21 protein-coding genes are annotated in these 24,266 nt (G+C 49.5%); 12 read left to right on the top strand and 9 right to left on the bottom strand.

Annotated elements, in window-relative coordinates; translation table 11 throughout:
• Nucleotides 1-36: 36 nt before the first annotated feature.
• A complete protein-coding gene (locus ABT56_RS11370) occupies nt 37-492 on the bottom strand; it encodes a thiol-disulfide oxidoreductase DCC family protein (protein WP_047878989.1) in 456 nt (151 codons plus the stop codon).
• A gap of 76 nt (nt 493-568) precedes the next feature.
• On the opposite strand from ABT56_RS11370, the gene ABT56_RS11365 reads away from it, so the two are divergent.
• On the top strand, nt 569-1,507 hold the full coding sequence (locus ABT56_RS11365; RefSeq protein ID WP_047878988.1) for a LysR family transcriptional regulator: 939 nt from the start codon (nt 569-571) through the stop codon (nt 1,505-1,507).
• Between the two features lie 36 nt (nt 1,508-1,543).
• On the opposite strand, the gene ABT56_RS11360 is transcribed toward ABT56_RS11365, so the two are convergent.
• The 3 genes from ABT56_RS11360 to ABT56_RS11350 all read right to left on the bottom strand — a co-directional run bounded on the left by ABT56_RS11360 (nt 1,544) and on the right by ABT56_RS11350 (nt 5,276).
• Nucleotides 1,544-2,083, bottom strand: a complete 540-nt coding sequence (locus ABT56_RS11360; protein ID WP_047878987.1) for a hypothetical protein — start codon at nt 2,081-2,083, stop codon at nt 1,544-1,546.
• 171 nt (nt 2,084-2,254) lie between these two features.
• Entirely contained in the window at nt 2,255-2,902 is a 648-nt protein-coding gene (locus ABT56_RS11355) for a class GN sortase (protein ID WP_047878986.1), read from the bottom strand.
• A gap of 91 nt (nt 2,903-2,993) precedes the next feature.
• A complete protein-coding gene (locus tag ABT56_RS11350; protein ID WP_084722223.1) occupies nt 2,994-5,276 on the bottom strand; it encodes a marine proteobacterial sortase target protein in 2,283 nt (760 codons plus the stop codon).
• A gap of 179 nt (nt 5,277-5,455) precedes the next feature.
• On the opposite strand from ABT56_RS11350, the gene ABT56_RS11345 reads away from it, so the two are divergent.
• Nucleotides 5,456-6,040: a hypothetical protein gene (locus ABT56_RS11345; protein WP_047878985.1), complete on the top strand. Its 585-nt coding sequence runs from the start codon at nt 5,456-5,458 to the stop codon at nt 6,038-6,040.
• Between the two features lie 105 nt (nt 6,041-6,145).
• Here ABT56_RS11345 and ABT56_RS11340 read toward each other — a convergent pair whose 3' ends face one another.
• Complete coding sequence (locus ABT56_RS11340) at nt 6,146-7,936, bottom strand: chitinase (protein ID WP_047878984.1); 1,791 nt, start codon at nt 7,934-7,936, stop codon at nt 6,146-6,148.
• A 380-nt stretch (nt 7,937-8,316) separates the two neighbouring features.
• Here ABT56_RS11340 and ABT56_RS11335 point away from each other — a divergent pair, with 380 nt between their 5' ends.
• From ABT56_RS11335 to ABT56_RS11325, 3 genes are all read left to right on the top strand, one after another.
• On the top strand, nt 8,317-9,534 hold the full coding sequence (locus ABT56_RS11335; protein ID WP_047878983.1) for an NAD(P)/FAD-dependent oxidoreductase: 1,218 nt from the start codon (nt 8,317-8,319) through the stop codon (nt 9,532-9,534).
• A gap of 69 nt (nt 9,535-9,603) precedes the next feature.
• Nucleotides 9,604-10,908, top strand: coding sequence for a dicarboxylate/amino acid:cation symporter (locus ABT56_RS11330; RefSeq protein WP_047878982.1), 1,305 nt, complete (start codon nt 9,604-9,606; stop codon nt 10,906-10,908).
• Between the two features lie 48 nt (nt 10,909-10,956).
• Nucleotides 10,957-11,613 carry a Qnr family pentapeptide repeat protein gene (locus ABT56_RS11325; protein ID WP_047878981.1) on the top strand — a complete coding sequence of 219 codons (657 nt, stop codon included), beginning with the start codon at nt 10,957-10,959 and terminating at the stop codon, nt 11,611-11,613.
• A gap of 155 nt (nt 11,614-11,768) precedes the next feature.
• On the opposite strand, the gene ABT56_RS11320 is transcribed toward ABT56_RS11325, so the two are convergent.
• Nucleotides 11,769-11,972, bottom strand: coding sequence for a hypothetical protein (locus ABT56_RS11320; RefSeq protein ID WP_047878980.1), 204 nt, complete (start codon nt 11,970-11,972; stop codon nt 11,769-11,771).
• A gap of 485 nt (nt 11,973-12,457) precedes the next feature.
• On the opposite strand from ABT56_RS11320, the gene ABT56_RS11315 reads away from it, so the two are divergent.
• Nucleotides 12,458-13,186 (top strand): hypothetical protein, encoded by a 729-nt coding sequence (locus tag ABT56_RS11315; protein ID WP_047878979.1) that lies wholly within the window; start codon nt 12,458-12,460, stop codon nt 13,184-13,186.
• A 25-nt stretch (nt 13,187-13,211) separates the two neighbouring features.
• Here the strand turns inward: ABT56_RS11315 and ABT56_RS11310 are convergent, their stop codons facing one another.
• Nucleotides 13,212-16,082, bottom strand: coding sequence for an AMP-binding protein (locus tag ABT56_RS11310; RefSeq protein WP_047878978.1), 2,871 nt, complete (start codon nt 16,080-16,082; stop codon nt 13,212-13,214).
• Nucleotides 16,083-16,305: 223 nt separating this feature from the next.
• Here ABT56_RS11310 and ABT56_RS11305 point away from each other — a divergent pair, with 223 nt between their 5' ends.
• The 5 genes from ABT56_RS11305 (at nt 16,306) to ABT56_RS11285 (ending at nt 19,932) form a co-directional block, all read left to right on the top strand.
• Nucleotides 16,306-17,523, top strand: coding sequence for a hypothetical protein (locus tag ABT56_RS11305; protein WP_053062454.1), 1,218 nt, complete (start codon nt 16,306-16,308; stop codon nt 17,521-17,523).
• A gap of 145 nt (nt 17,524-17,668) precedes the next feature.
• Nucleotides 17,669-18,211: a DUF2975 domain-containing protein gene (locus ABT56_RS11300; RefSeq protein WP_047878977.1), complete on the top strand. Its 543-nt coding sequence runs from the start codon at nt 17,669-17,671 to the stop codon at nt 18,209-18,211.
• A gap of 9 nt (nt 18,212-18,220) precedes the next feature.
• Nucleotides 18,221-18,451 carry a helix-turn-helix domain-containing protein gene (locus ABT56_RS11295; protein ID WP_047878976.1) on the top strand — a complete coding sequence of 77 codons (231 nt, stop codon included), beginning with the start codon at nt 18,221-18,223 and terminating at the stop codon, nt 18,449-18,451.
• A 114-nt stretch (nt 18,452-18,565) separates the two neighbouring features.
• A complete protein-coding gene (locus ABT56_RS11290; RefSeq protein ID WP_047878975.1) occupies nt 18,566-18,841 on the top strand; it encodes a hypothetical protein in 276 nt (91 codons plus the stop codon).
• A 50-nt stretch (nt 18,842-18,891) separates the two neighbouring features.
• Nucleotides 18,892-19,932, top strand: a complete 1,041-nt coding sequence (locus tag ABT56_RS11285) for an oxidoreductase (protein ID WP_047879028.1) — start codon at nt 18,892-18,894, stop codon at nt 19,930-19,932.
• A gap of 124 nt (nt 19,933-20,056) precedes the next feature.
• Here the strand turns inward: ABT56_RS11285 and ABT56_RS11280 are convergent, their stop codons facing one another.
• Nucleotides 20,057-21,904 (bottom strand): ABC transporter ATP-binding protein, encoded by a 1,848-nt coding sequence (locus tag ABT56_RS11280; RefSeq protein ID WP_047878974.1) that lies wholly within the window; start codon nt 21,902-21,904, stop codon nt 20,057-20,059.
• A gap of 193 nt (nt 21,905-22,097) precedes the next feature.
• Entirely contained in the window at nt 22,098-23,330 is a 1,233-nt protein-coding gene (locus ABT56_RS11275; protein WP_047878973.1) for a GGDEF domain-containing response regulator, read from the bottom strand.
• Between the two features lie 259 nt (nt 23,331-23,589).
• On the opposite strand from ABT56_RS11275, the gene ABT56_RS11270 reads away from it, so the two are divergent.
• Entirely contained in the window at nt 23,590-24,222 is a 633-nt protein-coding gene (locus tag ABT56_RS11270; protein ID WP_047878972.1) for a LysE family translocator, read from the top strand.
• Nucleotides 24,223-24,266 lie beyond the last annotated feature (44 nt).

The raw sequence follows: 24,266 nt of genomic DNA, 5'->3' as shown, positions 1-24,266 counted from the left end.
AATAGAGCTACTGTGAAGCGTAAGTGAAATAGCTTGTTAGTATCTCTTTTCGGAATGCTTACCCGATAATAGGCAAGTTTTACACGGTGGTGTTTGATATTTTCCGGTTAACAGGTATGAGATTCGATACCGGTGTTTAGCGAAAATTTTGTAGCCAAGATCGGCAATGGGCTTTATAAGAGGTAATCGGAACCATTGTACCCATGTTTTTTTGCCTGTGAGTGCCCACGCTTTGGCAGTGGCATCGAGCCCTAACAGTAGTCTGCCATCCTTGAGTCTGCCATGTAGAATAATATTGGCTTTAACGGGATCAATATCTGGATAACGTTGGGTAAAATCAGAAGCCAAGATATCTTCGATTTCGATGAGGTTATTGCTGTCAGCTTGTTTAAGTAAATGCATTTCTTTGGTGCAGAGTGGGCAGCTACTGTCAAAAAAAAGTGTTAGGTTTTTTGGCGTAGTACTTGATACTTGGGATAGTGTTTTGTTCATATGCTATTTCCTTTTATTGTTTACAGGATAGATACGGGTTCTATTGCAAATTGGATTTTTATTAATAGGCTAGCAAGTGACACAATTTGATTATAATTTGCTGCGGGTGCTGGAAGTACTGCTTGAAGAACAGAGCGTGACAGGGGCTGCGGCCAAATTGCATTTGAGCCAATCAGCCGTGAGCAAGCAATTGAGGCGGCTTCGCGAAGCGTTCAATGATCCGCTGTTTGAGCGAACGGCATTTGGATTGCGGCCAACGCCGCGTGCGCGTCAGCTGGCACCCGAATTGCGGGGGGTGATCCGTCAGCTGGAAGAGTTTACCCGGCCGAAGGTGTTTGATCCGAGCCAGAGCCAGCGGATCTTTAAGATCCATATGGTGGAGACTGCCTATTCGCTGACCTTCCCATATTTCATGCCCGACTTGCTGGTGCAGGCCCCCAAGGTGAGTGTGATTACCCATACATGGTCGCAAACCAGTGAAGAGCAGTTGTTGCGCTGCGATATAGATATGGCAATCAGCTGTCGCGAATGGGATCCCCGTTCTGCCCTGCATCTTGATAACCTGCCAGAGTCATTGAATTACGCTGAGCTCGTCAAAGATTATCCAGTGTGTCTGGTGCGCCACGGGCATCCATTGTTGAAGGAAGATTGGAATCTCGATACGTTCTTGAAATACCGCCATCTACAGGTTTTGTTTGGGGGAATTGACAAGTGGCTGCTGGATGATGTGTTACAGCTCGATCACCAGCGGCACCGAGATATGGCCGTCTCAATGACGGATTTTCAAAGCGCGATGGGGTTGTGCGAGCGCAGCGATTTGATCCTGTGCGCGCCTGCTAGGTACGTCGGTGTTATGAACAAAGATTTTAAACTGCATATGCTGGATGTACCGGTGACGTTTATACCGGGATGTTATGCGCTTGTGTGGAACCGGCATTTTGATAATGATCCAAGTCACCGTTGGTTGCGTGAGCTGATTATTACCAGTGCCCAGCAGGGCGGAAAAAGGACGTAGGGCAGCACAAAACCGTTTGGCGCTTCTATTACGGGCCTATTCATAATGTGAGGCAAGGTGCTGACGCAAACGCCGACTCCAAAGCGGCACATAAAAATGGCAGATACGGTAGAGTAGGTATCCGGTTGTCCCCCATCCAGAGATCCACATAGCACTGTTGAGCCCGACGCCGGTCAGCAATCCCCCAATACCTAGCACTAGTGATAGGAAAATGGTGCGCCAGAGCGTGTCTATGTCATAGCCTATCCAAGGCTGAAAGTTTGATCCCTTAAGCCGATGATAAACAATAACAAGTAGTATGACATAGGCTGCAGGAATAAGGCTGAACAAGGGGACAGGCCAGCCTTGATAGAATGTCATGCCAACCAGTAATTTGCCCGACACGGTATAGGTCATGGCGGCTGATTGGACGAATTCGAAGGGGAGAAGGCCGCCAAGGATGAAGAGCAACAACCCGATGGCATACATGAAGGAACCGGCAAATAAAATGAAGTAAACAGGAACGCCAATGACGAGATGGGCCAAAGGGGCAAGGGTCATGCCATGAAGTAACCATTTGAAATGTGTAGGGCGCATATCAACCTCCTTTGGCGGGTAACGGCGACGGTGGTTGGTATTTGTCGCTGTTATTTTATCCCATTATGCGCTTTGCTGAATAAACAGGGTATGTATACTCAAGGCTTTATTGATAAAGGTCAAAATATACCTCAGGGAAATAGGTTGTCGATAATGGTTTCTGTGATTTTACTAGCGGCTACCTGCATTGAAATGGGCAATGCGTTCGGCCCTGACAACATAGCGTAGGGGGCCGCCCGAAGACAGGCTGTCGAAGGGGTAGCAGGTGATTAAGGTTAATACTGCCTCGGTGGTGTCTTGTGCGACTTGGACTTGGTGTTCGTCAACAATGGCCATCTGGGTGATTTGGTAGTCGATGGTTTGCCCGTTAACATTAGTCAAAGAGAGGCGATCGCCTTGCTTGAGCGTGCCGAGTGGGCGGAAATGGGTATCGTTATGGCCGAAAATCACAACGTTGCCGTGGCTGTTATTGGCTGAATAATGGTCCGACGGGGCGGCGGTATTGAGTTGTAGGGTTGGGCCAAAAGCCAAATTTCGGCCGCTGACACCGCTTAGTACCATTAGCGGTGACTGCCCGGGAAGCATCAGCTTGGCGACTGGATGGGTATCGGCCCATGACCATGGTTTATGAGGGATGCCAGTGAGTTGCTGTTGTTGCCATGCTGACTCTATCAGCCATTGCGCTACATAGGCTTTTAGTTGGATATATGCCCCCCGACCGAAGCTCATGAGCCCGACGGACAATAATAGGCAGACTCCCAAGGTTTTGATGTTGTGGTGGTTGAGGGTGAGCTTGCTCAGCAGATGTCGGGGGCGCATAGCGTTGTCTTTGCCTCTTGGTAAACGGTGGCGCACAAGGTGTTTGCGCGCCTGATTAGCTTGTTATCGGTTAAGGGTCATAGGTTATGGGCTAGGGTACAAGGGCTGTCGGTGTCTGCGGTTGGTGCTTTTTCCGTTGCGCAGGAGAGCGAAAGCCTAGCCCCGCCAGCAGTAGGCACAGCAGACCGAAGGCCATCAGTGAGGTACTGGCCAGCCCGGTTTGTGCCAATGATCTTGACGCCATATCCCATCCCTTTGGCATGTGTGGCGGTACGGATTTTTGCTGTGCCATGCTGTCACTGGGACGGCTTGGCGTTTTGTCGACTGCAATCAGGCTGGTGTGGTCGGTGACCAAGTGAAAATCAAGGCCGATGGCGGTGATTTGGTTCTGCTTTTCCTGAGCTGTTAGGTGTGGGTTGAGTTTGATACTGCTGATTTTGTTACGGGCCCACAGTACGTCAATACCATTGCGAGAGCTTGGTTGCAGGGATGGCCGCCGTTGGTCGTCATTCTCGATAGTAGGTGATGGCGCGATAGCAGAGGCTTGCGGCTCTGCCGGTGGCAGTTCTTGGGTGTGCAGCCAGCGTTGATGTTGGCCAAGGCCGTATATTTCCAGATGGCTTGCCCCTTCAGGGATAATGAAAGACACCACAAGAGGCTGCTGGAGGTAGAGATCCGGCAGTGGCTGAGGCCAATGGTCGACACTTGTACCGTCGTTCCAGCGCAGGCCGATATCACGCATAACGGGATGGCGTAGGCGAGAGAAAAGCTGGTTCATTTGTTGTTCTACCTCGTTGATCTGGCCGATATAGGTATAAGTTCCTTTGCCGATCATAGCGGCACGGGTCATGAAGTAGCCATTGGGTGCCGATCCTATCCCAACCGTGAACAAGCGGCGTTCGCCGCGCTGGCGTCGGATTTGTTCAAATAGGCTTTCCTCATTGCCGACGCTGCCATCTGTGATAAAGACGATTTGCTCTAGTTTGTCTTTGTTGGTTTCCTGATTAAAGGCAAGGTTCAGGGCCGTGGATATTTCCGTGCCGCCGTCAGCGTCGAGTTGGCTGACGAAGTACTGTGCCTGCTGGATATTGGCAGGGGAGGCAATGAGTGGGTAATCACTGAATGTGCGGGCATGGTGATTAAACACAATGACATTGAAGGTATCGTCAGCATTGAGTTGGCTCAGACCAAAACGTAAGGCTTGCTTGGCCTGTTTGATGGATTCGCCGTGCATCGACCCTGAAATATCGAGCACAAAAGTCAGGTGGCGTGGCAGGTGTTGCAGTTGTTCGCTCGGCTGCGGAGGCAACAGCATTAGCAGGCCGTAGCGCTTGCCATCGTTTCCGCGTTGCTGGAAAAAGGCACTCTGTGGTTTTTGACTAGGTGACGGTCGCCAGTTAAGGACAAAATCCCGATCGGCAATAGCCCCATCATTGAGCGTGATGCGGTATTGGTTGTTGTCGCTAGGGCTTACTTTGATGGTGTGGCTAGGGCTGTCGATTTGCTGCAATGGCAAGCCCGCTGCCAAGGATATCGTAAGTTGTAGTGGCAAATTAGCCGCTGGGTGGGGGGCTGCATCATTTTCTGTTGCGGTTCGGTAGAGGGGGGTAATGTCGGCAGCGTCAGAGACGGTAGCTGTTCCCCAACCGTGACTATCAAAGTTATCTTCGCTATGGGTCGTGGTTATTTGTGGTATGTCTGCAACTGGGTGAGGAATATAGCGGGGAGCGACGACCGATGGGAATCGCAGGCTGAATAGCCCCCCTTCGTAACTAACGCTTTGCTGGTATTCGATTTCTACGATCACTGTTTCGCCCGGGGCAATATTGGCCACTTGGGTAGAGAATATATTGGGACGGTGCTGTTCCACTAGACTGGCTTTTTTGCCAGATTGCTGCGCAGCTTGGTATTGCTGGCGGGCTAGTTCCTTCGGCTTGATATCTCCTTCGATAACACGTTCGCCAACCCATAGTCTGAGATGGTCGACAGCGGCATCTTGGGGTAGCGGGAAAACATAGCGCCCGTGAATCCATTGCTGAGAGGGATTGGTGAACGTTTGGCGTACCGTCGAACGGCTGATTAAACCCGCAATGTGCATAGAAACAGAGGTATCTAGCAAGGGGGCATTTTTGATGCCTTTAGGGGTTTCGAACAGTAGTCCTATATCATGCGCAGCCGATGGTGATGATTCCGGATGCCACTCATTGTCCTGACTGGCAAATGCGGATAGGCTGAAGGAAAGCAGCAAAATGATTGGTGTGATCCAAAGGCAGCCTCGCTCCATCCAGTTGTGGCTATGATGGCGAGAACACCGATTATGGTGTTGGTATTGTGATGCTGTATGGGGTTGATGATTGAGGCTTGAATGTGCCATGACTGTTCGGCTCCCTGAATATTTTGGTCTATTTAATCAAACAAAACAGGCGATATTGGGGAGCAAAAAAGATGAATTGGGGCAAATTGTGGCAATAATATGGCAAGATATTTCGTGCTGGTATATGTGCTCTCAGGTATATTATTCACCTAGTAATCAAAAGAATATTGAGATAACGAATGAAAACGTTTTTACTGGCTGCGGCTGTTTGGGTGGCATCAATGCCAGCGGTTGCTGCGGCTGATGCAGCACCGGTATCATTTCAGTCTATTCCTGAAGTCATGGTTCAGTTTGAACAAGCGCCCCAATTTCGCAAAAAAGCTGTCACCTATGGCCGTTTACCACACAAAGTTGAATTGGGCACAGTCATGCCAACATATGTGGCCGGCAGCGATGGCAAACCCAAGTTGGAAACGGAAAATACCATTACCGAGACGGTTGTTATTGCGCGCAATCCCCTGCCGGTGAGCGGGGCCGTTTTCAATGAATGGCTGGTTCCTCAGGATAAGTGGGTCGAAACTTATGGTGAATTGCCAAGTTTTAATACCTTTATGCCGTTCAAGCGCCTGAAAATGATCAAGGCGATCCCGATTACCGAAGATGTTCTGACCTTGCTAGGCAGCACCGATGGCGAAACTGCCGTCATTGCCGTTGATTGGAACAAAGAAGGGATGACGGTATACAAAGACGGCTATTTGGCCGATGGTGGTTATGGCATTGCGCCTGATGAGATGCAGAAAACCTATGAGCGCGTCGTCGAGTAACAGAGAGCGACGATTGGTAAATGCAAAAGGAATGGCCATGGTAGTTACCATGGCCATTTTTATTGGGCCTAGGTGGGTAAATGTATTACCAACCTATTGTTTTCCCTACTTGCCTTCAGGGATAACTTGGCCATTTTCATCAATTGCCTGTACGTTGAAGTGATGCTCGACACACTTCTCATAATCGCCTTCATAGAGGGCATTATAGGCATATTGGTAAGGAACAAGTTTACACATAAAGCTCTGATTGCCCGGGGTGTTGGCGTTGTAGCCCCAGTCTTTGTCCCATGTGATCATGAGTGCGCCTGCACCATCGGTATTGAATGGTTTCATGTTGGCACAGCCGAGTTTCTCACCGGAAATATCCAAGCCCAACTCTTTTGAAATCAACTTGTAGTAGTCGATACGGTTTTGGGCTCGGTAGTCCTCAGCACCTTTGTTACATTCGAATGCACCGTTGATGATCTGAATGGTTGCACCGAAGCCAAGTTCGATACCTGCTGCCTTGTCGGCGGCGTTTGGCTGCCATGTGCCGTCAATAACATGCAACATGCTTGGTTTTGGCGGCTGAGGGTAGACATAGAAGAACACCGCCGAAGCGAGGTTCAGCCAGGTGTCAGCAACCAGAGCTGGATTTTCTAACAGTACGTTCTTGTCGCCGAACATGGCTTCAGAGAACGGCCCGTAGTTGTAGTTCCAGCTTAGTTGCTTGGCGCCACGGCCAAAGTAGCTCTTTTGTGGAGCACATGGCCAACGCTCGCCCTGCCAACCTGAGCACTTGCTATAGGTCATGTCATGAACGTTTTCGTCCTTGTACATTTCGCGCAAGTAATACAAGCCCTGACGCCAGCGAGGTACACCTTGGGTCACTTCCCAGTTTGGCGCATTGGCACCGGTTTCCTGCACGAAGTGGGCAAACATGGTAGCCAGTGAGCGGCGACAGATATCATCTGAATTACGGCCGTCGGTATAGGTGCGGCAGAATGCCGGGAACTTGGCGATAGACTGCAAGAAGCGGGTATAGGTGTATTGCTCATTGCGGAGCGGGAACAGGAACTCCCACATTGCCTCATCCACGATCATCTCAGCACGCTGAACGTTTTCAGGGTTGCTTGATTTCATTGGCGCAACCGCTTCAACAATGGCGTTGTCACGAGTTTCGATATCAGAGCGTACCCACTTGAATAGCTCGGTATTGGTTTGGCTAGCCTCATAGGCTGTTAGCTCGGAGCGTGGGATGAGGAAGCCACCCTTGCCATCAGGAATGATGGTGAATTCGCCCGGTACTGGGTCAGGATTCGGGTTTGGATCTGGGTCAGGATTTGGATTCGGGTCGGGATCCGGATCTGGGTTTGGATTTGGGTCAGGATCGGGGTCGGGATTAGGATTTGGATCGGTTGGGCAGTCGGTGACATCCCAGAACCAGCTATTGGCAGAAGGTGATTCCCATTTACCTGGATTGTTTTTGGCGGTATAGCAAACATTGTCATAGACGACAACATCACCATTTTTAACATCGGTTTGTCCTGGAACCCACGGAATCGCAGTCGTTGGATCTGGCGTTGGGTCAGGATTTGGGTTCGGGTCCGGATCTGGATTCGGGTTTGGATCAGGATCTGGATCCGGTGTTGGGTTTGGCCCCGGGTCTGGGTTGGTTGTGCCGCTGCAGGTCACACTTTCCCAGAACCAGCTACTTGGGCGCGGTGTTTCCCACGTGCCCGGGTTGTTTTGGGCTTTGAAGCACTGGGATTGGTAAACTACAACGTCGCCGTTGTTTACTTTTGTCTTCCCTGCTACCCATTCAATTTCGCTGGCAAGCGATTGGCTGCTGTAGGTGGCGGCAAGCGCCAAGCCAACCATAATGCCAAGCTCTTTCATCTTTAATGAAATTTGCATGGTAATGGTCCTTATTGAGGTAATGTTCAACGTATTATTCGCTGGCAATGAAGCACGCCCAATTTAGTTTTTTGCGGTTTCGAGTTTATTCACGAATAGCGATGCGACAGTGATAATTGCTTGCGCCAGAACTTAGGGGAGGGTCGCAGTTCTTAGGGATAGAGGTTGTTGTTTGAATATGCTGGAAACGGCTTTGTCTTGATCAATATCGAGATGCAATTAATAGGCTGATTGTTTCTCTTGTGTAATAGTAATTTGTATTTTTAGCGGATTATCATTTCATTTGGTATCAATATAATGTGGCACATCTTATCTGCCTGAGGGCGGGAAATTATATTGAACTAGGCGCTATTCGTAGTGCGAAATGAATAGGACACGCTATGTCTAAGATTGTTGTTGTCGGGGGCGGAGCTGCCGGCTTGGAGTTAGTGACTCGGTTGGGACGTAGCGGGCTGCATTCTGTGGTATTGGTTGAGCCGGCTACGCATCATCTATGGAAGCCTCGGCTGCATGAGATTGCTGCCGGAACGTTTGACAATGAACTCGATAGTCTTAGTTATGCCCAGCACTCGGCCTGCGTTGGTTATCGTTATGTGCAGGCCGCTATGACGGGGCTTGATCGCCAAGCGAAAACGATCCGTTTGGATCGTTCTGTGGACGGCCAGCAGCAGATGCAGTATGACTATCTTGTGATTGCTGTCGGTGCTGTCAGCAATGATTTTAAAACCCCTGGGGTCAGTGAGCACTGCTTGTTCTTAGATTCGGCAGCTCAAGCCCAGCAAGCATGGGAGCGAGTTAATACTTTACTTCGCTCCGGTCAGCAACAGGAGGTTGTGATAGTCGGTGCGGGGGCGACAGGGGTCGAGCTCGCTGCCGAGTTGGCGAAGGTTAATCGCCAGCTTTCCCGTTATCAGCAGGCAACATCATTGACTGTTACCTTGGTTGAAGCCTCTGATAGGGTGCTGCCAGCCAGCCCTGTTTGTATGTCGGAAAAAGTGCAGCGTGAACTGGAAAATCAAGGTGTCACTGTACTCACTGGGGTACGCGTTCATGAGGCTGAACACGGTTACCTTGTGACATCGGAGGGTGCGCGGTTCAAAGGCGATTTGATGGTTTGGGCGGCAGGGATCAAGTGCGCTGATTGGCTAGCAGGGCTTGATGGGCTCGCGACCAACCGAATCAATCAGATACAGGTCGACGTTACGCTTCAGTCGGTAACCGATAGTGATATTTTTGTCTTGGGCGACAGTGCCGAGTGCCCTCAGCCTGATGGTACTTTTGTCCCCCCGAGGGCTCAGGCAGCCAATCAGGCTGCCGCACACTTGGCCCATCAGTTTTATCGCCTGGCAAAAGGGGCGACCTTGCAGCCATTTGTATTCCGGGATGGCGGGATGGTTGTGGCGCTCGGTCATAGTTATGCGGTCGGAACGTTGATGCAAGGTAAGTTAATCCTACGCGGACGTTTTGTGCGTAACCTCTACGATACTATTTTCAGGCTTCATCAGCGGGTGTTGTTCGGCTGGGGGCGGGTTACGGCACTTGTCGTGCTTAAGCGGGTGAAATACCTGCTCAACCCATACTACAAAGGCAATATTTAAATAACGAAAATAGCGGCGGGATGGCATAAATGCTGTGTACCGCCGCACCTTCAGTGTGAGACAAGGTTAATGTGGAATAAATTACGCCGCTCTTTACCGCTGCAATTGATTGTGGCGGCCTTCTCGGCCTGGCTATTGGCTACGATCGTAACATCTTTATTTTTCCCTTCTTTTAACGACTCGATTGGTGCAGATAGCAACATAACCCACCAGGGCTGGTATCAAATTGTGATGTTGGGCAAAACGGTCTATATCGGGTTGCTCAAAATGGTTGTCGGTATCATGGTGATGCTGTCTTTGATTGAGGGGATCAGCAATATAGGCAGCGTGGTGAGGCTAAAGGCAATGGGGGCACGTACCCTGCTGTTTTACAGCTTTACAACGTTATTGGCGATCAGTCTGGGCTTGGGGGCATCGCTGCTGTTACCCGCATGGCAGCCATTGATGGCAGCGCCGCCGTCGGCAGATGGCCTTACCCTGATCAGCGAACAGTCTGCTAGTGGTAGTGCTATCGCGGTTAAGTTACTGAATATGGCGTTGATCAACCCCGTCGCCGCCTTGGCAAGCGGAAACCTGTTGGCCATTGTCGTGTTTGCGTTCATGTTGGGTATTGCACTGTTGGTTTCTTTGCCGAGCAACCATCCGCTGTTTGAATTGATTAAAGGCCTGAACCGGGGGATCAATACATTAGTTGGCGGTATTGTTCGGATGTCGCCATTGGCTATTTTTGCCATTGTGTTTGAATTTACGGTGGCGGGTAGCGATGCGTTATTCGGTCAATTGGCGATGTTCGCGCTGTTGGTTCTGGTGTTGACGTTGGTGCATGGGGGCGTGGTGTTGCCTTCTATTGCCTATGCGGTAACCGGTATCAAGCCATTTGAGCTGTTTAGGGCGATATCCTCCCCATTGATGATGGCGTTGGTTACATCATCGAGTGCTGCGGCGTTGCCGTTGGCGATGCGTAGTGCCGAAACCGAGCTGGGCGTTTCCTCCTCGACCAGCAGTATGGTGCTGCCATTGGGCTCGGTAATGAATATGGATGGCACGGCCTTGTTCGAGGGAGTTGCAGCGATATTCTTGGCTCAGCTGTTTGGCATCGATCTGACAACATCGGGGCTGGTGATGATTTTCATTATGGCGATGGTTTCTTCCGTCGGAGCACCTGGGATGCCGTCGGGATCGATGTCCGGTATGCAGCTGGTATTGTTGGCGGCCGGAATTCCGCTTGAGGCGATTGCTATCTTGCTGATCATCGAACGGCCATTGGATACCTTCCGCACGGCGGTCAATGTCGAGGGGGATCTGGTGGCGGCCTTGGTTGTCGACCAATGGGGAGCTGAAAAAGATAAACCTCGATTGGCGCATGTTATTTAATGGGTGAAAACGTTACCCTTGGTAGCAAATTCACAACCCAAGATAACCATGTCGATTGCAAACCAAACCTTTTACGAGCATGACTTTTCCAGTCAGGATTTACAACAGGCCCGTTTTGACTCGTGCCAGTTTGTGCGCTGTGACTTTCGGCGGACTAACTTGAGCGAGGCAAGTTTTGAACATTGCCAGTTTATTGAGCGTGGTGATCATGAGGGTTGCCAGTTTGGTTACGCTAATTTGAAAGAGGCCAGCTTCAAAGAGTGCGATTTGAGTATGGCTGATTTCACAGGAGCCGAGTTGTTCGGTATTGAAATACGCGACAGCCAGCTGAAAGGGGCGTGTTTCTCTCGGGCGCGGTTTGCCAATTACATCACTCATAATACGTTTTTCTGCTCAGCCTATATTACGCGTTGTAATTTGTCTTACGCCGATTTGGGCGATATCAAGTTGGAAGAGTGCGAATTGTTTGAAAATCGCTGGAACGGTGCGAACCTTGTGGGGGCATCGTTTAGGGGATCGGATCTGACCAATGGCGAGTTTTCGCAGGATGCATGGGGGCAATTTGATATTAGCGGAGCAAACTTGAGCCATGTGGATCTGACAGGTTTGGATATTCGTCGGGTTGATATGGCTAATGTGATGATTTGTGACTGGCAGCAGTCGCAGTTACTGGAAAATATCGGTGTGGTCGTGGTACCGGGGTAATTGCCCCAGTTATTACTACGATTTATGCCAGTGCTGCGGAAATAGGACAATCGAATCGGATAGGAAGACAAGCTGTTTTGCGGCTTGTCTTCTTTGTTTGTGGCAAATTTACAGGCTAGACCGGTAGGCAAAGAGAGAACCGGCTAGTGGAGCGTCTATTGGCTGCGGGAAATCGTCCAGGTGGCTTGGCAATCTTTGCAGCATAGCGAGGCATCGCTGATGCTTTTGTTGACGATTTCGGTATTGGCTGACTCACATTCAGGGCATTGAGTTCGAGACGGTGGACAGTTTATATCAAGACAATGGTTTTGGTTGTCTTTGGTTTTGGCCATCGGCTGTTTGCAATCAGGGCACAACATAATTAACACTCCTTATCGTTCAGCGACTAACATCTTGTCAGTATTGCTTTTTATACGTTTTTTCTTATTACATCGGTACCCAAACGGTACCGTACAAAGTGACATCAGAAAAACACAGGCTTTGTAATAGCATTGTTGGTAGTCCCGTGACTAGCATGTGGCGTTTATTGTTTCTTGTTTGTTGATCAAAATCATAAACGACACAAAAAAGTGAATAATCTTGCTCAAATTTTGCATCTGTGGGATGAAATGGCTTGATTCCTTGGCTTTTTGAGCCGTTATTGAGTGTTTAGTCACGGTAAGATCGTGAGCCCAGTGGCAAAAGCGCTAAAGGATACGGTGAGTGGCGATTAAGCGGAAAGGCGCTCTAGCGTGAACATGGTAGAGTAGCGGCGTGTTCTTTTAGAAACCATTTTAATGGGACAGTGTCCAAGACCCTGAACTTATAGGTAACTTGGGTATAAATAACAAGATGATGGCTGGTTATGATTAAAAAACGATTGATTGGTTCTGTGTTAGCAGCAACAAGTTTGCTGTTGTTGGCTGGCTGTGAAAGTACCTCGGGCAGCAATGAGGACAATAACTATCTCAATGTGACAATGCCATTTTCGGTATTTTCAGACAGTGAAGTGGATGTCGACAAACTGGTGGATGATAGCATTTTGAAGCCTGAAGGGCTGTCATTGGCAGAAGATGGTATCCGCTACCAAAGCGGGCAGGCAGATCTTAACGGGGACGGTGAACTGGAGATTTTTGTGATGTTCCAAGGCGGTTTGTTCTGTGGCAGCGGTGGTTGTACATCGTATCTGCTGGATGACGATGGAGACATTCTGAACCGTATGACAGTGGTGAAACCACCGGTATTGTTGGCTGAGACCTCACAAAATGGCTGGCGTGATTTTATTGTTTGGAGTAATGGGGCATACCGTCTGATGTCACATGATAGCCAGTCATACCCGTCGAACCCATCATTGCAGCCAGTGGTGGAGCGCGATATTGGTGAGCGTACGGCGATGGGGATGGTGATGGCATCCGAGTTATACCAACAAGACGGCTATGACTTGCAGCCGCAAGATGCGGAGACATTTTTTACGCCGGATACCCAGTATACCTTTACCTTCCGTCACCACGGGGATGCCAATGTGCTCTACACCGCACTTGTGGATTTGCACAAAGGCACGGTTGATGTAACCAGTACACCAGCGGCGAAATAGCAGTAACCTTCATGACGAGAGTCGGCTATCGGCTTTTTTCCCCTAGCAGATCGGGCTCACCGCTCTGCGCCAAAATATGTGAACGGGCCTTATTTCTCAGGGCAATGGCTGCTTGCCAGTCATTGCCCTGAGGTGTTAGCGGCGGATTGAATGTGACGCTTAGGCTACCCCTTCGTGGGAATAGGGATTTATCCCGTAACATTGAGCGGGTGCCTTTGATAGTAACGGGGATCACCGCAATGTTTTTTTGGGCAGCAATATGGAAAGCCCCCAAATGAAAGTCATGGATGCCTGCCATTCTGTAGAGAGTCCCTTCCGGAAAGAGGGTGAGCGGATCGGTTTTGCTGGCATGCTTGGCGAGTTGCTCGCTAGCCTCAAGGCTTTTTTGGGTATCAAACCGTTCGACAAATTGGGTGCCAATTTTTTTCAGGAAAATACGGGCCAGCGGGTTATGTAGCAACTCGGCCTTGGCGACGAACTGATGGGCAATACCGGAACTGGCCAGCAGTACCAAACCATCGAGATAACTGGCATGGTTGGCGACTAAAATTTTCGGCGGATCAGCCGGTTTGATATGTTCAATCCCATGTACGGTAAGCGGGGTGCGGGTTAGGGCAATCAGAGTGCGGGCACCCCATCGGGTTACAGCCCAACACGCCTGCCGCGAAGGCAATACGGCAACCAGTAACCAGACTAATGGTGCAAGCAACGCCATGATAGACCACATATAACACGCGAAAATCCACTCTCTGGCGATTCTGCCGAACTTATTCAATGTGGGGCGAAGCCCACTACCGAGCAGCCTTATTGTTTGCAGCCATACTGCGCGTTGTGGTGTGTCTAGGGCGTCATTTTGATAGAGCTCCCGGCAAGCCGAGCGGCGGATTTTGCCGCTGGAGGTTTTTGGGACGGTATGGGGCGGGCAGATCACAACATCATCGACGGGCACGCCCAGTAGTTCCAGCGAACGGGATTGAATAGCCGCCCGCAACGTGTTGATTTGTTCGCTTTCAGCCGTTATTCCTTTGGCGCACAGCGAGGATTCGGCAACGACAACCAATTGTTCGGTGGCGGTTTTGTTATCTTGGTAGGCAAAGGCAGCGACACAGCCCTTGCGTACCCCGTCAAGTTTGTTGACTGCTGCTTCAAGCTCCTGCGGATAAATATTACGTCCCGCTTTGATGATAATGTCTTTGTTGCGCCCGGTTAGGAATAACTCGCCATCAATAATCAGGCCGCGATCACCGGTTATTAGCCACTCACCATGATAAAGCGCTGCTGTTTTTTCGGGGGCGCGGTAATACCCCGACGTTGATGATGGCCCCTTGAATTCGACATCTCCTTCTTGGCGATCCGGTAGCTCTCTGCCTGCGTTGTCGACAATGCGGATCTGATGTCCGGGTAGTGGGTGGCCAAGGCCGATCAGCGCTTGTTGCTCGGCGTTGGGGCTATTCGTGATCGGTAGTGTGTCGCTTGCCTGTGCTGTGCCTGTTCGCATTAGAACTTGCCGGTCAATCCATTCGATGCGAGGTTGGCGAACACGGTTGGGGAAGGTCAGCCCGACCGATGACTCGGCGAGGCCGTATACGGGGGTCATGGCCTCGGCGGCCAATCCATAGGCGGCAAACTTGGTTGAAAAAGCCTGTATGGTGGTCGGGCTGACCGGCTCTGCGCCATTCCAGCAGTGGCGCAGGGTGCGAAGATCCAGTCCTTCCAGCTCGTTATCGGGTACCTTGTTGATGCAAAACTCATAGGCAAAATTGGGGGCAGCTGTCAGGGTGGCCTTGTGATGGTGCAAGGCCCACAGCCAGCGTTTGGGTTGGGAAAGAAACAGTAATGGAGACATGATCACCAGCGGCATGGCATGGTAAAGGCTCCCGAGCCATGCGCCTATCAACCCCATGTCATGGTAAACCGGCAGCCAACTGACGAATACGTCGCTGGAACTGGCATTGACTGCTTTGCCCATTGCCCGAATATTCGCCAGCAAATTGGCATGGGTGAGGGTGACGCCTTTGGGTATGCCAGTACTGCCGGAAGTATATTGTAAAAAAGCAATCTCATGCGGCTTGGCCTGACCATTGGTTGGCAGCAGGGGGAGAGTGTCAGTTGTCTGCCCTAAGAGGAGTTCGTTGGGTGTAACAATGGTTTGGATAGACGGCACTTGCATTCGCAGTAGTCGAGAGATGTTTTTCGCTTCAGCGATTGTAATCAGCAGCTTGCTCTGTGCATTTTGTAAGATTTTGCTGTGCCGTTGCAGATGGTCTTCAATTTGCGAGGGACGGGCGGGTGGGTAGATTGGAACGGGTATTGCCCTTGCCAGCAGAATACCAAAGAAACTGTAAAAATAGGCATTGCAGGTAGGTAGCATAATGGCCACAGTATCTCCCGGCTCGATGCCTTTAGCGTGTAGCCCTTGTGCATAGCGTAGCGCGTTGTGGTAGAGCTCGCGGTAGCTGATGGTCTCGATGGTATCGGCATCTTGGTAAACATGAAGATGCGGGCGTTCGGGGTGTTGCTTGGCATGCCATTCGAGTAATTCCTGCAAGGTGGTGACCTCGTCGGGCGATTCAGAGGTGGCGGTGAGCGAAACACTCTCTAGGTTGGCGGTTTTGGTTACGGGGGCTTTCTGGGCAACGAGGATGGCATCAAGCAAATCGCCGGGGGTATTTATATTGGCTAGGGTCTGGGGAGGGAGTGATACGTTGAAATCGTGCTCGGTTCGTTGGATTAACTCGGCTCTGGCGAGGCTGTCGAACCCTAAATCTTGATCCAACTGGCTGTCGAGCGTCACCCTTGGCGGTGATTTTGTCGAGCTGCCGCTATCCATCTCTGCAATGAGTGTTGTAATTAGCCTGAGCAGCTGTTCCGCCGTTTGTGCCGGGGAATTATCCATAACACAAGCCCCTCTTCTTATTCTTCTGAGTATAGAGAAAGTGTAGTAAACGTCGGTAATTGTGGATGTATTTTCATGTGGATGGAAGATATTTGGAGGATTGCGTCGCGTAGTGGGTAAGGGAGGTTCGTCACCTGATTTATATTTTGTTATTCCTTGTTTGAAACCTGTTTTGTGCATTCGTGGCTATTTACACCACTAATATTATCGAGAGTTAACAGCCATGATCATGAGATACCGGCCTAGCGAGGAAGAGCAAAAGGCGATTGAAGCCAAGCGAAAAATGAAGCAGGCATTGCGTGATGGCCAGCAAGATGTTGATTTGGTTGGCCAGCCGCCCCAAGCGGGGGAGGTACGCTCCCACGTCGGTGGGGAAGTGCTGTTCTTTGCCCCCAAGCCATTGCCCACCGCCAAGATAAGCGAGGGAGGGATAGGGGAATCCAATCAAATTATTGCCATGAATGACGTGTATCTGGATTTTGGCCAGTCCAACAATGGCAAAGCCTATCAGGTGCAAGTGGTGCAATTCATTAATTCTGTTGGAATTCTTACCATGCTTTGTATTTTTTTATTGGCCGCTCACCTAAATGGTAATCGATATGGTACGGAGGGGATGTTTTGGTACTATCTTATAGAGCTGATGAGAACTGAGCTATTTGTTTGGGGACTATTATGTTTTACTGAATTAATCGGTTGGTTTGCCGTGGTGCAAACCACGTGGCAGAAATCCCGCCAGCGACCAATTCGCTTCCACCGCCAGCGGCGGGAGGTCTGCTATTACCCACAAGGTTCCGATACCCCGGTTATTGCACCGTGGGAAGAGGTGATCGCATGGTGCGGAACCCATCAGGGGTTTACCGGTGATGCGATAGTCAATAACGCGACTTTTGGGATGGCGATCCCCACGCCTGACGGTAAGGATTACTGGGTGCTGAAAAAGCCGGTGATGTTGGTGAGCGAGGCCCAGCGCACCTGGGAGGTGATCCGTTGTTATATGGAAGAGCCCGCCGAGAATTGGGCCAAGCCCGCAGAACCTGAAACTACCAAAACCTTTGAGAATGAGCGGGAAGTGAATTGGATTTTTTTCCAACGAGGCCCCAAGCATTGGTTCAAGGTGGATTTTTTTACACCTTATCTTTCTTACCCAGGTATGGTGGGGTATTACCTGTTCCATATTCTGACTTTTTGGAAACTGCCGTATTGGGTGTCCCAATGGGATCAAAAATTCACTATGGCGAGTTACCCGCCAAGTATCGAAGCGTGGTCGCAGCCCCTGCCACCGGAGCAGTGGGCCCAGCCCAGTGCGGAGTTAGAAAGCCAGAAGGCCGCCCTCAAAGAGCATATGGCTGCCGGCGGGACACTGGCGACATTTTATCAAGCGAATGCCGGTAACAAGCAGGGTGAATTATCGAACCACATTGAATGTCATTCTTCAAAATAAACGTATGTGAAAAAAGATGCTGTTTCAGAGGTTGGTGATATTGATCGCCAAATAGTAAGTATTTATCGTTTTTCGATAATTGATTATTGTATAGCGTTATTCTCTACCCTAGGGTTATATGAACATTTCAACAGGGTTAGTTATTATGTCAAATATTCAGAAGCAGAGCAGACGCGTACGTATTATATTTCAATGTCTATTGATCTTTACACCTATTGTGGTCTGTTATTATTGGATAACGATTAATACGCCATACGATACATTACTTAATACTATTCAGTTTAGTAGTAAAATCACCGATTACACGCAACAGCCTCTTTCTACAATGACGCGTGTTTGGGCTGGGGCAGCGAGCTTATTACTGAGTGGCGTAATTATGTATGCCCTTATTATCCTTATTCGTCTGTTTCGTAATTACGAGCAGAATAATATATTTACAATTGATAATGTTGGGTATTATAAAAAGTTAGGCTTTTGTGTATTTTATTGGGTTGGTGGTTCTTTTTTATATACGAGCGTTATATCTATTATTCTATCTTTTAATAACCCGCCAGGTGAACGACTGTTTGTGATTGGTTTTACATGGATTGATATGATTACATTGTTGCTTGGAGGGGTTATCGTACTTATTTCTTGGGTGATGAAGGAAGGATGTGCCATCGCTGATGAAAACAGCCGTACAATTTGAGGGCCTATCATGACTATTTGTATTAATTTAGATGTAATGATGGCAAAAAGAAAAATGCGACTGAATACATTGGCTAAAGCCATTGGAATTACAGAGGCAAATTTGTCGATACTAAAAAACGGTAAGGCCAAAGCGGTTCGATTATCGACCCTCGATAAATTGTGCGAAGTTCTGGAGTGCCAGCCGGGAGATATCCTTGAGTTTGAAGCCAATCATTATGATGAGCATCGTCTAGGGTAATTTTAGATCGTTCGATTAAGTCAAATGATACAGGCCTCTTATCGAGGCCTGTACTTTATCCTCGTGTTACTTCAATATGCCCAATTACTATGAACGTGGAGCCATGAACGTCTGATGGGCAAACCTGATATTCAACAAATTATTGCTAGTTTTACGTCTATTGAACAGGCATTTGAGTACTTCGATATCGGATTTGATAGCCGTTTTGTTGAAGAGTATCGGACTCAATTAATGAAGCGTTGCTATGGTTATGTGTTGTTGGCCAAACCCGATGATTGGTTCTCGGCGCGTCGAGCCTTTAAAAATGGTTACTGCAAGGTACAGCGCGGCAGATTGGACCCCTACAGCCGCTCGGCGTGTCGAGGGTGTACCACCTGTCAGCGTCGCTAAGCGTGACGTTCTATGTGCTTTCGTATTATTAATCAAAGGAATATCCAATGATTTCTACGCCTCCTATTAAAACGGCTGTTATCGGTTACGGTTTCTCTGCCCAGACATTTCACCTGCCATTTATCGTTAGTTTGCCGGAATTTGAATTGGTTGCGATCAGCAGTAGTAAAGGGGATCGGGTTAGCCAGGATTATCCATCCGTGTGCTGCTATTCGACGGCTGAATCCTTGATTTGTGAATCAGATGCCGAACTGGTGATCATTACCGCTCCGAATGATGTGCACTTTGCCTTGGCCGAATTGGCATTGAGGCATAATAAGCACGTGGTTATCGAAAAGCCATTTGTGACTAAGGTTGCCGATGGTCAGGCGCTGATTACCCTCGCGGCTGAAAAAGGGCTGGTATTGAGCGTTTACCATAACCGCCGTTGGGATGGCGATTTCCTCACGGTGAAATCATTGGTTGAGGCCGGGAAACTGGGCGATGTGAAGTGCTTCGAGTCGCATTTTGACCGTTTCAGGCCACAAGTGCGTCAGCGCTGGCGTGAGTTGGCAGCGGATGGTGGTGGTATCTTATTTGACCTTGGCCCGCATTTGCTTGATCAGGCCTTGGCTTTGTTTGGCTTGCCAGAAGCGATAACTGCCCAGTGTCTGATTACCCGAGACGGTGCAACGACAGTTGATTATGTCGACATGGTGCTGCATTACCCGAATATGATAGCCAACTTGCATGCTGACTTGCACAGTGCTGGGCCGAATCGTCGTTTTACGGTAAAAGGTAGCAAAGGCACTTATGAGAAACAGGGATTGGATCCGCAAGAAGATCGCTTGAAAGCTGGCGTTTTACCGGTAGCTGAAGATTGGGCGGATGAAATACCTGAGCAATACGGTCGCTTGTACACCGAAGAGGGCGTCGAGCCCGTTGCTACTGAGCGTGGCGGCTATCAGCATTATTTTCGTGCGGTAGCAAAGGCCATTCGACATGGCGAGCCCGTACCGGTTTCCGCCGAGGATGCTCTCTGGAATATTCGACTAATTGAGATGGCACTGGAAAGTAGCCAGAGCGGAAAGACGGTGACAGTCACGCGATAATCTCAATTGTAGTAAATAATGAATTATTCTATTTTATTCAAAGGTTTGATAACGGTGTTAGAATGCTAAAAGAAGCCCCGCTATAGTGACTGATAGCGGGGCTTTTTGCGTTATTGCAAACGAATTAGGCTTCTTTTACCTCGACTTCTTCGGCAATGAAACCTCCCGTTTGGTGAGCCCAAAGTTGGGCATAGATTCCGTTATGGGCGATGAGCTCGTGGTGTGAACCTTGCTCGACGATTTGGCCTTGGTCTAGCACGATCAGGCGGTCCATAGCGGCAATGGTCGATAGACGATGGGCAATGGCTATGACGGTTTTCCCTTCCATCAGCTGGTAGAGACTTTCTTGAATGGCCGCTTCGACTTCGGAATCCAGCGCCGAGGTGGCTTCATCAAGGATCAGGATCGGTGCGTCTTTTAGCAAGACTCGCGAAATAGCGATACGCTGGCGCTGGCCGCCAGAGAGTTTGACCCCTCGTTCCCCGACCTGTGCATCGTAGCCGACGTTGCCGTGCGGATCGCTCAGGGTGGCAATGAATTCATGGGCGTGAGCCTGTTTGGTGGCTGCTAATAGCTCCTCTTCGGTTGCGTCGGGACGCCCGTAAAGGATATTTTCTCGGATCGAGCGGTGTAGCAGCGAGGTATCCTGAGTCACCATGCCGATTTGGCCGCGCAGGGAATCTTGGTTGACTGCAGAGATAGTCTGGCCGTCGATTTTAATCGCGCCAGACTCCACATCGTGAAAGCGCATCAGTAGGTTGACCAAAGTGGATTTACCAGCCCCTGACCGGCCCACCAAACCGACTTTTTCACCCGGTTTGATATTGAGGTTGAGCTTTTCTATGACGCCTTTTTGCTCGCCGTAGTGGAAGCTGACATTATCGAACTCGATACCGCCTTGGCTCACCTGAAGATCGGGAGCATTGGGCTTGTCCTCAATCGCAATAGGTTTAGATAGGGTTTTCATACCGTCCACAACGGTACCGATATTTTCAAACAGGCTGCCGACTTCCCACATGATCCATTTTGACATACCGTTGATTCGCAGCGCGAGGCTGACAGCGATGGCAATGGCACCGATGCTGATTGCCGCGCTCGACCATAGCCAAATCGACATACCCGCAATAATGAATACCAATAGGTAGTTGATGGCTTCTACTGAGATATTGAAGCCGGTGACTAGCCGCATTTGGCGGTATACCGTATCCATAAAGCCATTCATGCCTTGCTCGGCATATTCGGATTCGCGGTTGGTGTGCGAGAAAAGTTTGACGGTTTGGATATTGGTATAGCTGTCGACGATTCGGCCAGTCATCAGCGAGCGGGCATCGGCCTGTTCGGTGGCAACTTGCTTAAGACGGGGAACGAAGTATAGCTGGATCACAATGTACCCGATCAGCCACAACAGCATAGGCAGCATAAGGCGGGCATCGGCCTGACCAATCATCACTACCATTGAGGTGAAATAAACGGTGATGTAGACCAATACATCGAGCAGTTTCATCACAGTTTCACGAACAGAGAGTGCTGTTTGCATGACTTTAGTTGCGATCCGACCGGCGAACTCATCTTGGTAGAAAGAGACGCTCTGGCGCAATAGGTAGCGGTGTGCCAGCCAGCGGATGGACATCGGGTAGTTGCCAAGCAGGGTCTGGTGGACAACCAGTGAGTGCAGGGTGATCAGAACCGGAACAACCAGCAGGATCACCAGGCCCATGCCGATGAGCTTGCTGCCTTCTTCGGCCCAAAATGTATCGGGGTTGTGGGCCGTCAGCCAGTCGACCAGTTGTCCCATGAAGCCGAATAGCGAGACTTCAACAATGGCAATAAGGGCGCTCAGAAGCGACATGGCAAGCAAAGGGAGCTCAAAGCCACGGGTGTAATGGCGGCAAAAAGCAAAGAGGCTTTTTGGCGGCTGGGTAGGCTCATCCGGCGGGAATGCGCGGGTGAAAGATTCAAAACGTTTATACATACCAGTAAGGTCCAGTCAGGCTGCACAGTTAGCAGTATATTTTAGCGGTTCGTATAGGTTAGCGTAAGCCATTATTGGCTTTGTTGCTTATGGTGTTGTTTATGAATTGGGCGAACAAGCAGCTTATGAATTTAGCTGCTTGTTTATGCAGAGTGGGGCTGTAGTTATTGAATGATAGCCGGGCTTCGATGGGCTAGTGATGCTCAGGCTCGCATACCAGACAGTTTCGCCCATCGTTCTTGGCCTTATATAGGCAGTTATCCGCTCGCTTGAGCAGGTCATGGATATTGGCCTCGGCGTGAACCAAACCTAGACTGACCGTGAAGTTGATATTTTGCCCAAGCAGTGAAAGCTCGGTATGGGCGATATCATATACTAGTGCTTGAAGGCGCTGTTTGAAGATTTGGGAGGCATTGCCGTATAGGACGCAAAACTCTTCGCCGCCAATACGTGCCACAATGGCATCGGGGAAATAGCGCTGAAGAAGCTGTGCCAGTTCAATCAAGACTAAATCGCCAATATGATGACCGTAGGTATCATTGATCAGCTTGAAGTTATCAATATCAAGTAGAGCCAAGCAGCGTGGCATATGATGATTTTTGGCCAAGGGGTGTTCGAAAAAATACCGTCGGTTCCACGTCTGGGTCAGGTAATCCTGATTGGCCATTTGATAGAGTTGGCGTTCGGCATCCAGAATATTCAGTGTGCTGTGCAGGCGGCAATAGAACTCTTCTTGGTTGAAGGGTTTTTTGAGGTAATCATTGGCGCCCGCTTTGAGAAACTTAGCGGTAAGAGCTATTTCATCACTGGCTGATAGGCCAATGATCGCTAGTTCGCCGGTATGATATTGCTTTCTGAGAGTTTTGACCAGTTCGACCCCGTTGCGCTCGGGCATTGCATAATCGGTGATCACCAAGGTGATGCTTTTGTCATGCTCCATAATCGATAGGGCCTGAGAAACCCCATTAGCCTCAATAACATCGATATATTGTCTTTCCAGTAGGCTACGGATGTATTTGCGTGCAGTCACCGAGTCATCAACGACTAGTGCCCGATGTTGGTTGTTCGTTGCCAAGCGATGAAGGATCGGAATCAGATTGCTGATACACGATGGGTTGTCTTTGGGGATATAGTCTATGACAGTTTTTGCCAGAACCCGCTCACGTGTGAGTTCATCCATTTTCCCGGTCAGCACGATAACTTTTACGCCCACAGCCAAACAGAGATCGATAATTTCGCCATCCTGACCGTCAGGCAGGCAGTAGTCTAGAATGGCACAGAGAAAATCTGTCGACTGATCCAGGATCGTTTCAGCCTCCGCAATGGAGAAGGCAATCACTGGGGTAAAGCCGGCTTTCCTTAATTCACTTTCGATGACTCGTCGAAAGGGACGGCTATCTTCGACAACCAGTATTTTTTGTTCCATTACCATGATCCTAGGGGCTTGGGTATCTAGTGATAAATCGGTTAATTATCTATTAGGATTTATTTAAGTTTGAGTCATAAATGACTCATTTTGAGCAATCTTATTTTTCAAATTCGGACGGTGGTGGCGTCGCTTAGCCGACGAACCCTCGTCGAGTAGTGGCGTCGCTGGCATCTTTGCTGAAATAGGCTTGCCGAGTTTTCAGTTCTGTTTATCATGCGAATTAGTTCCGGATTTAACCTTTGATAAGGATGTAGTAATGATTGCTGTCGATTACGTTTCGGTGATCGCCCATGTCGTAGCTATATGGACAATTGCTGCGATGACACCCGGTGCCAATGTTATCTTGACCATTAATAGCGCCCTGTCGCATCCGCCGCGTCTGGCTTTCGGTGCCGTAATTGGCGTTAGCCTTGCGGTGATGGTATGGGGTTTATTAGGTGCTTCGGGGCTTTTACTGATATTGAAGACATTCCCATGGTTGTTCAGTGCGCTAAAAGTGGCCGGTGGGGCATATTTGCTTTACCTCGGTATCAGTAAAATTCGAGCTGCTTGGTCTTTTAAAGATCAGCCATGGGCTGCCGGTTCTCATTTGTCGTTGACGTTCTTTTCTCTGTTACGTCAGGCGGCGCTAACCAGCATGCTGAATCCGAAAACCGGTCTTTTTGTCGTCAGCTTGTTTTCGGTTGCGATGCCGGCCGATATGACGATCTCTCTTACCTTTGTCACTATGCTGCTAATGGGAATAATTACATTCTGTTGGCACCTAGTACTATTGTTCGGCTTTTCTCGGCAGGGTGCCCAGACCTTGTATCGCCGCGCCACTCGCCAGATTGATTTCTTTACCGGTGGGTTGTTTACGCTATTTGGCCTTAAAGTCATGAGCAGTTAATCTTTTCCTCCCCTAGTTCCCCCTTGTGTGACAATCTGTTGAGA

It is taken from the genome of Photobacterium aquae (genome assembly GCF_001029445.1).
Taxonomy (GTDB): Bacteria; Pseudomonadota; Gammaproteobacteria; order Enterobacterales; family Vibrionaceae; genus Photobacterium; species Photobacterium aquae.
The sequence above is the reverse complement of the archived record's forward strand: the minus strand, read 5'-3'. Positions and strand labels throughout refer to the sequence as shown.

Bases quoted from the DNA above. Each gene is read 5' to 3' on its own strand.
- ABT56_RS11300 (WP_047878977.1), top strand. From the start codon at position 17,669: ATGTCAAATATTCAGAAGCAGAGCAGACGCGTACGTATTATATTTCAA.
- ABT56_RS11320 (WP_047878980.1), bottom strand. From the start codon at position 11,972: ATGTTGTGCCCTGATTGCAAACAGCCGATGGCCAAAACCAAAGACAAC.
- ABT56_RS11305 (WP_053062454.1), top strand. From the start codon at position 16,306: ATGATCATGAGATACCGGCCTAGCGAGGAAGAGCAAAAGGCGATTGAA.
- ABT56_RS11345 (WP_047878985.1), top strand. From the start codon at position 5,456: ATGAAAACGTTTTTACTGGCTGCGGCTGTTTGGGTGGCATCAATGCCA.
- ABT56_RS11315 (WP_047878979.1), top strand. From the start codon at position 12,458: ATGATTAAAAAACGATTGATTGGTTCTGTGTTAGCAGCAACAAGTTTG.
- ABT56_RS11360 (WP_047878987.1), bottom strand. From the start codon at position 2,083: ATGCGCCCTACACATTTCAAATGGTTACTTCATGGCATGACCCTTGCC.
- ABT56_RS11295 (WP_047878976.1), top strand. From the start codon at position 18,221: ATGACTATTTGTATTAATTTAGATGTAATGATGGCAAAAAGAAAAATG.
- ABT56_RS11290 (WP_047878975.1), top strand. From the start codon at position 18,566: ATGGGCAAACCTGATATTCAACAAATTATTGCTAGTTTTACGTCTATT.
- ABT56_RS11330 (WP_047878982.1), top strand. From the start codon at position 9,604: ATGTGGAATAAATTACGCCGCTCTTTACCGCTGCAATTGATTGTGGCG.
- ABT56_RS11340 (WP_047878984.1), bottom strand. From the start codon at position 7,936: ATGCAAATTTCATTAAAGATGAAAGAGCTTGGCATTATGGTTGGCTTG.
- ABT56_RS11310 (WP_047878978.1), bottom strand. From the start codon at position 16,082: ATGGATAATTCCCCGGCACAAACGGCGGAACAGCTGCTCAGGCTAATT.
- ABT56_RS11325 (WP_047878981.1), top strand. From the start codon at position 10,957: ATGTCGATTGCAAACCAAACCTTTTACGAGCATGACTTTTCCAGTCAG.
- ABT56_RS11270 (WP_047878972.1), top strand. From the start codon at position 23,590: ATGATTGCTGTCGATTACGTTTCGGTGATCGCCCATGTCGTAGCTATA.
- ABT56_RS11370 (WP_047878989.1), bottom strand. From the start codon at position 492: ATGAACAAAACACTATCCCAAGTATCAAGTACTACGCCAAAAAACCTA.
- ABT56_RS11350 (WP_084722223.1), bottom strand. From the start codon at position 5,276: ATGGCACATTCAAGCCTCAATCATCAACCCCATACAGCATCACAATAC.
- ABT56_RS11335 (WP_047878983.1), top strand. From the start codon at position 8,317: ATGTCTAAGATTGTTGTTGTCGGGGGCGGAGCTGCCGGCTTGGAGTTA.
- ABT56_RS11280 (WP_047878974.1), bottom strand. From the start codon at position 21,904: ATGTATAAACGTTTTGAATCTTTCACCCGCGCATTCCCGCCGGATGAG.
- ABT56_RS11355 (WP_047878986.1), bottom strand. From the start codon at position 2,902: ATGCGCCCCCGACATCTGCTGAGCAAGCTCACCCTCAACCACCACAAC.
- ABT56_RS11275 (WP_047878973.1), bottom strand. From the start codon at position 23,330: ATGGAACAAAAAATACTGGTTGTCGAAGATAGCCGTCCCTTTCGACGA.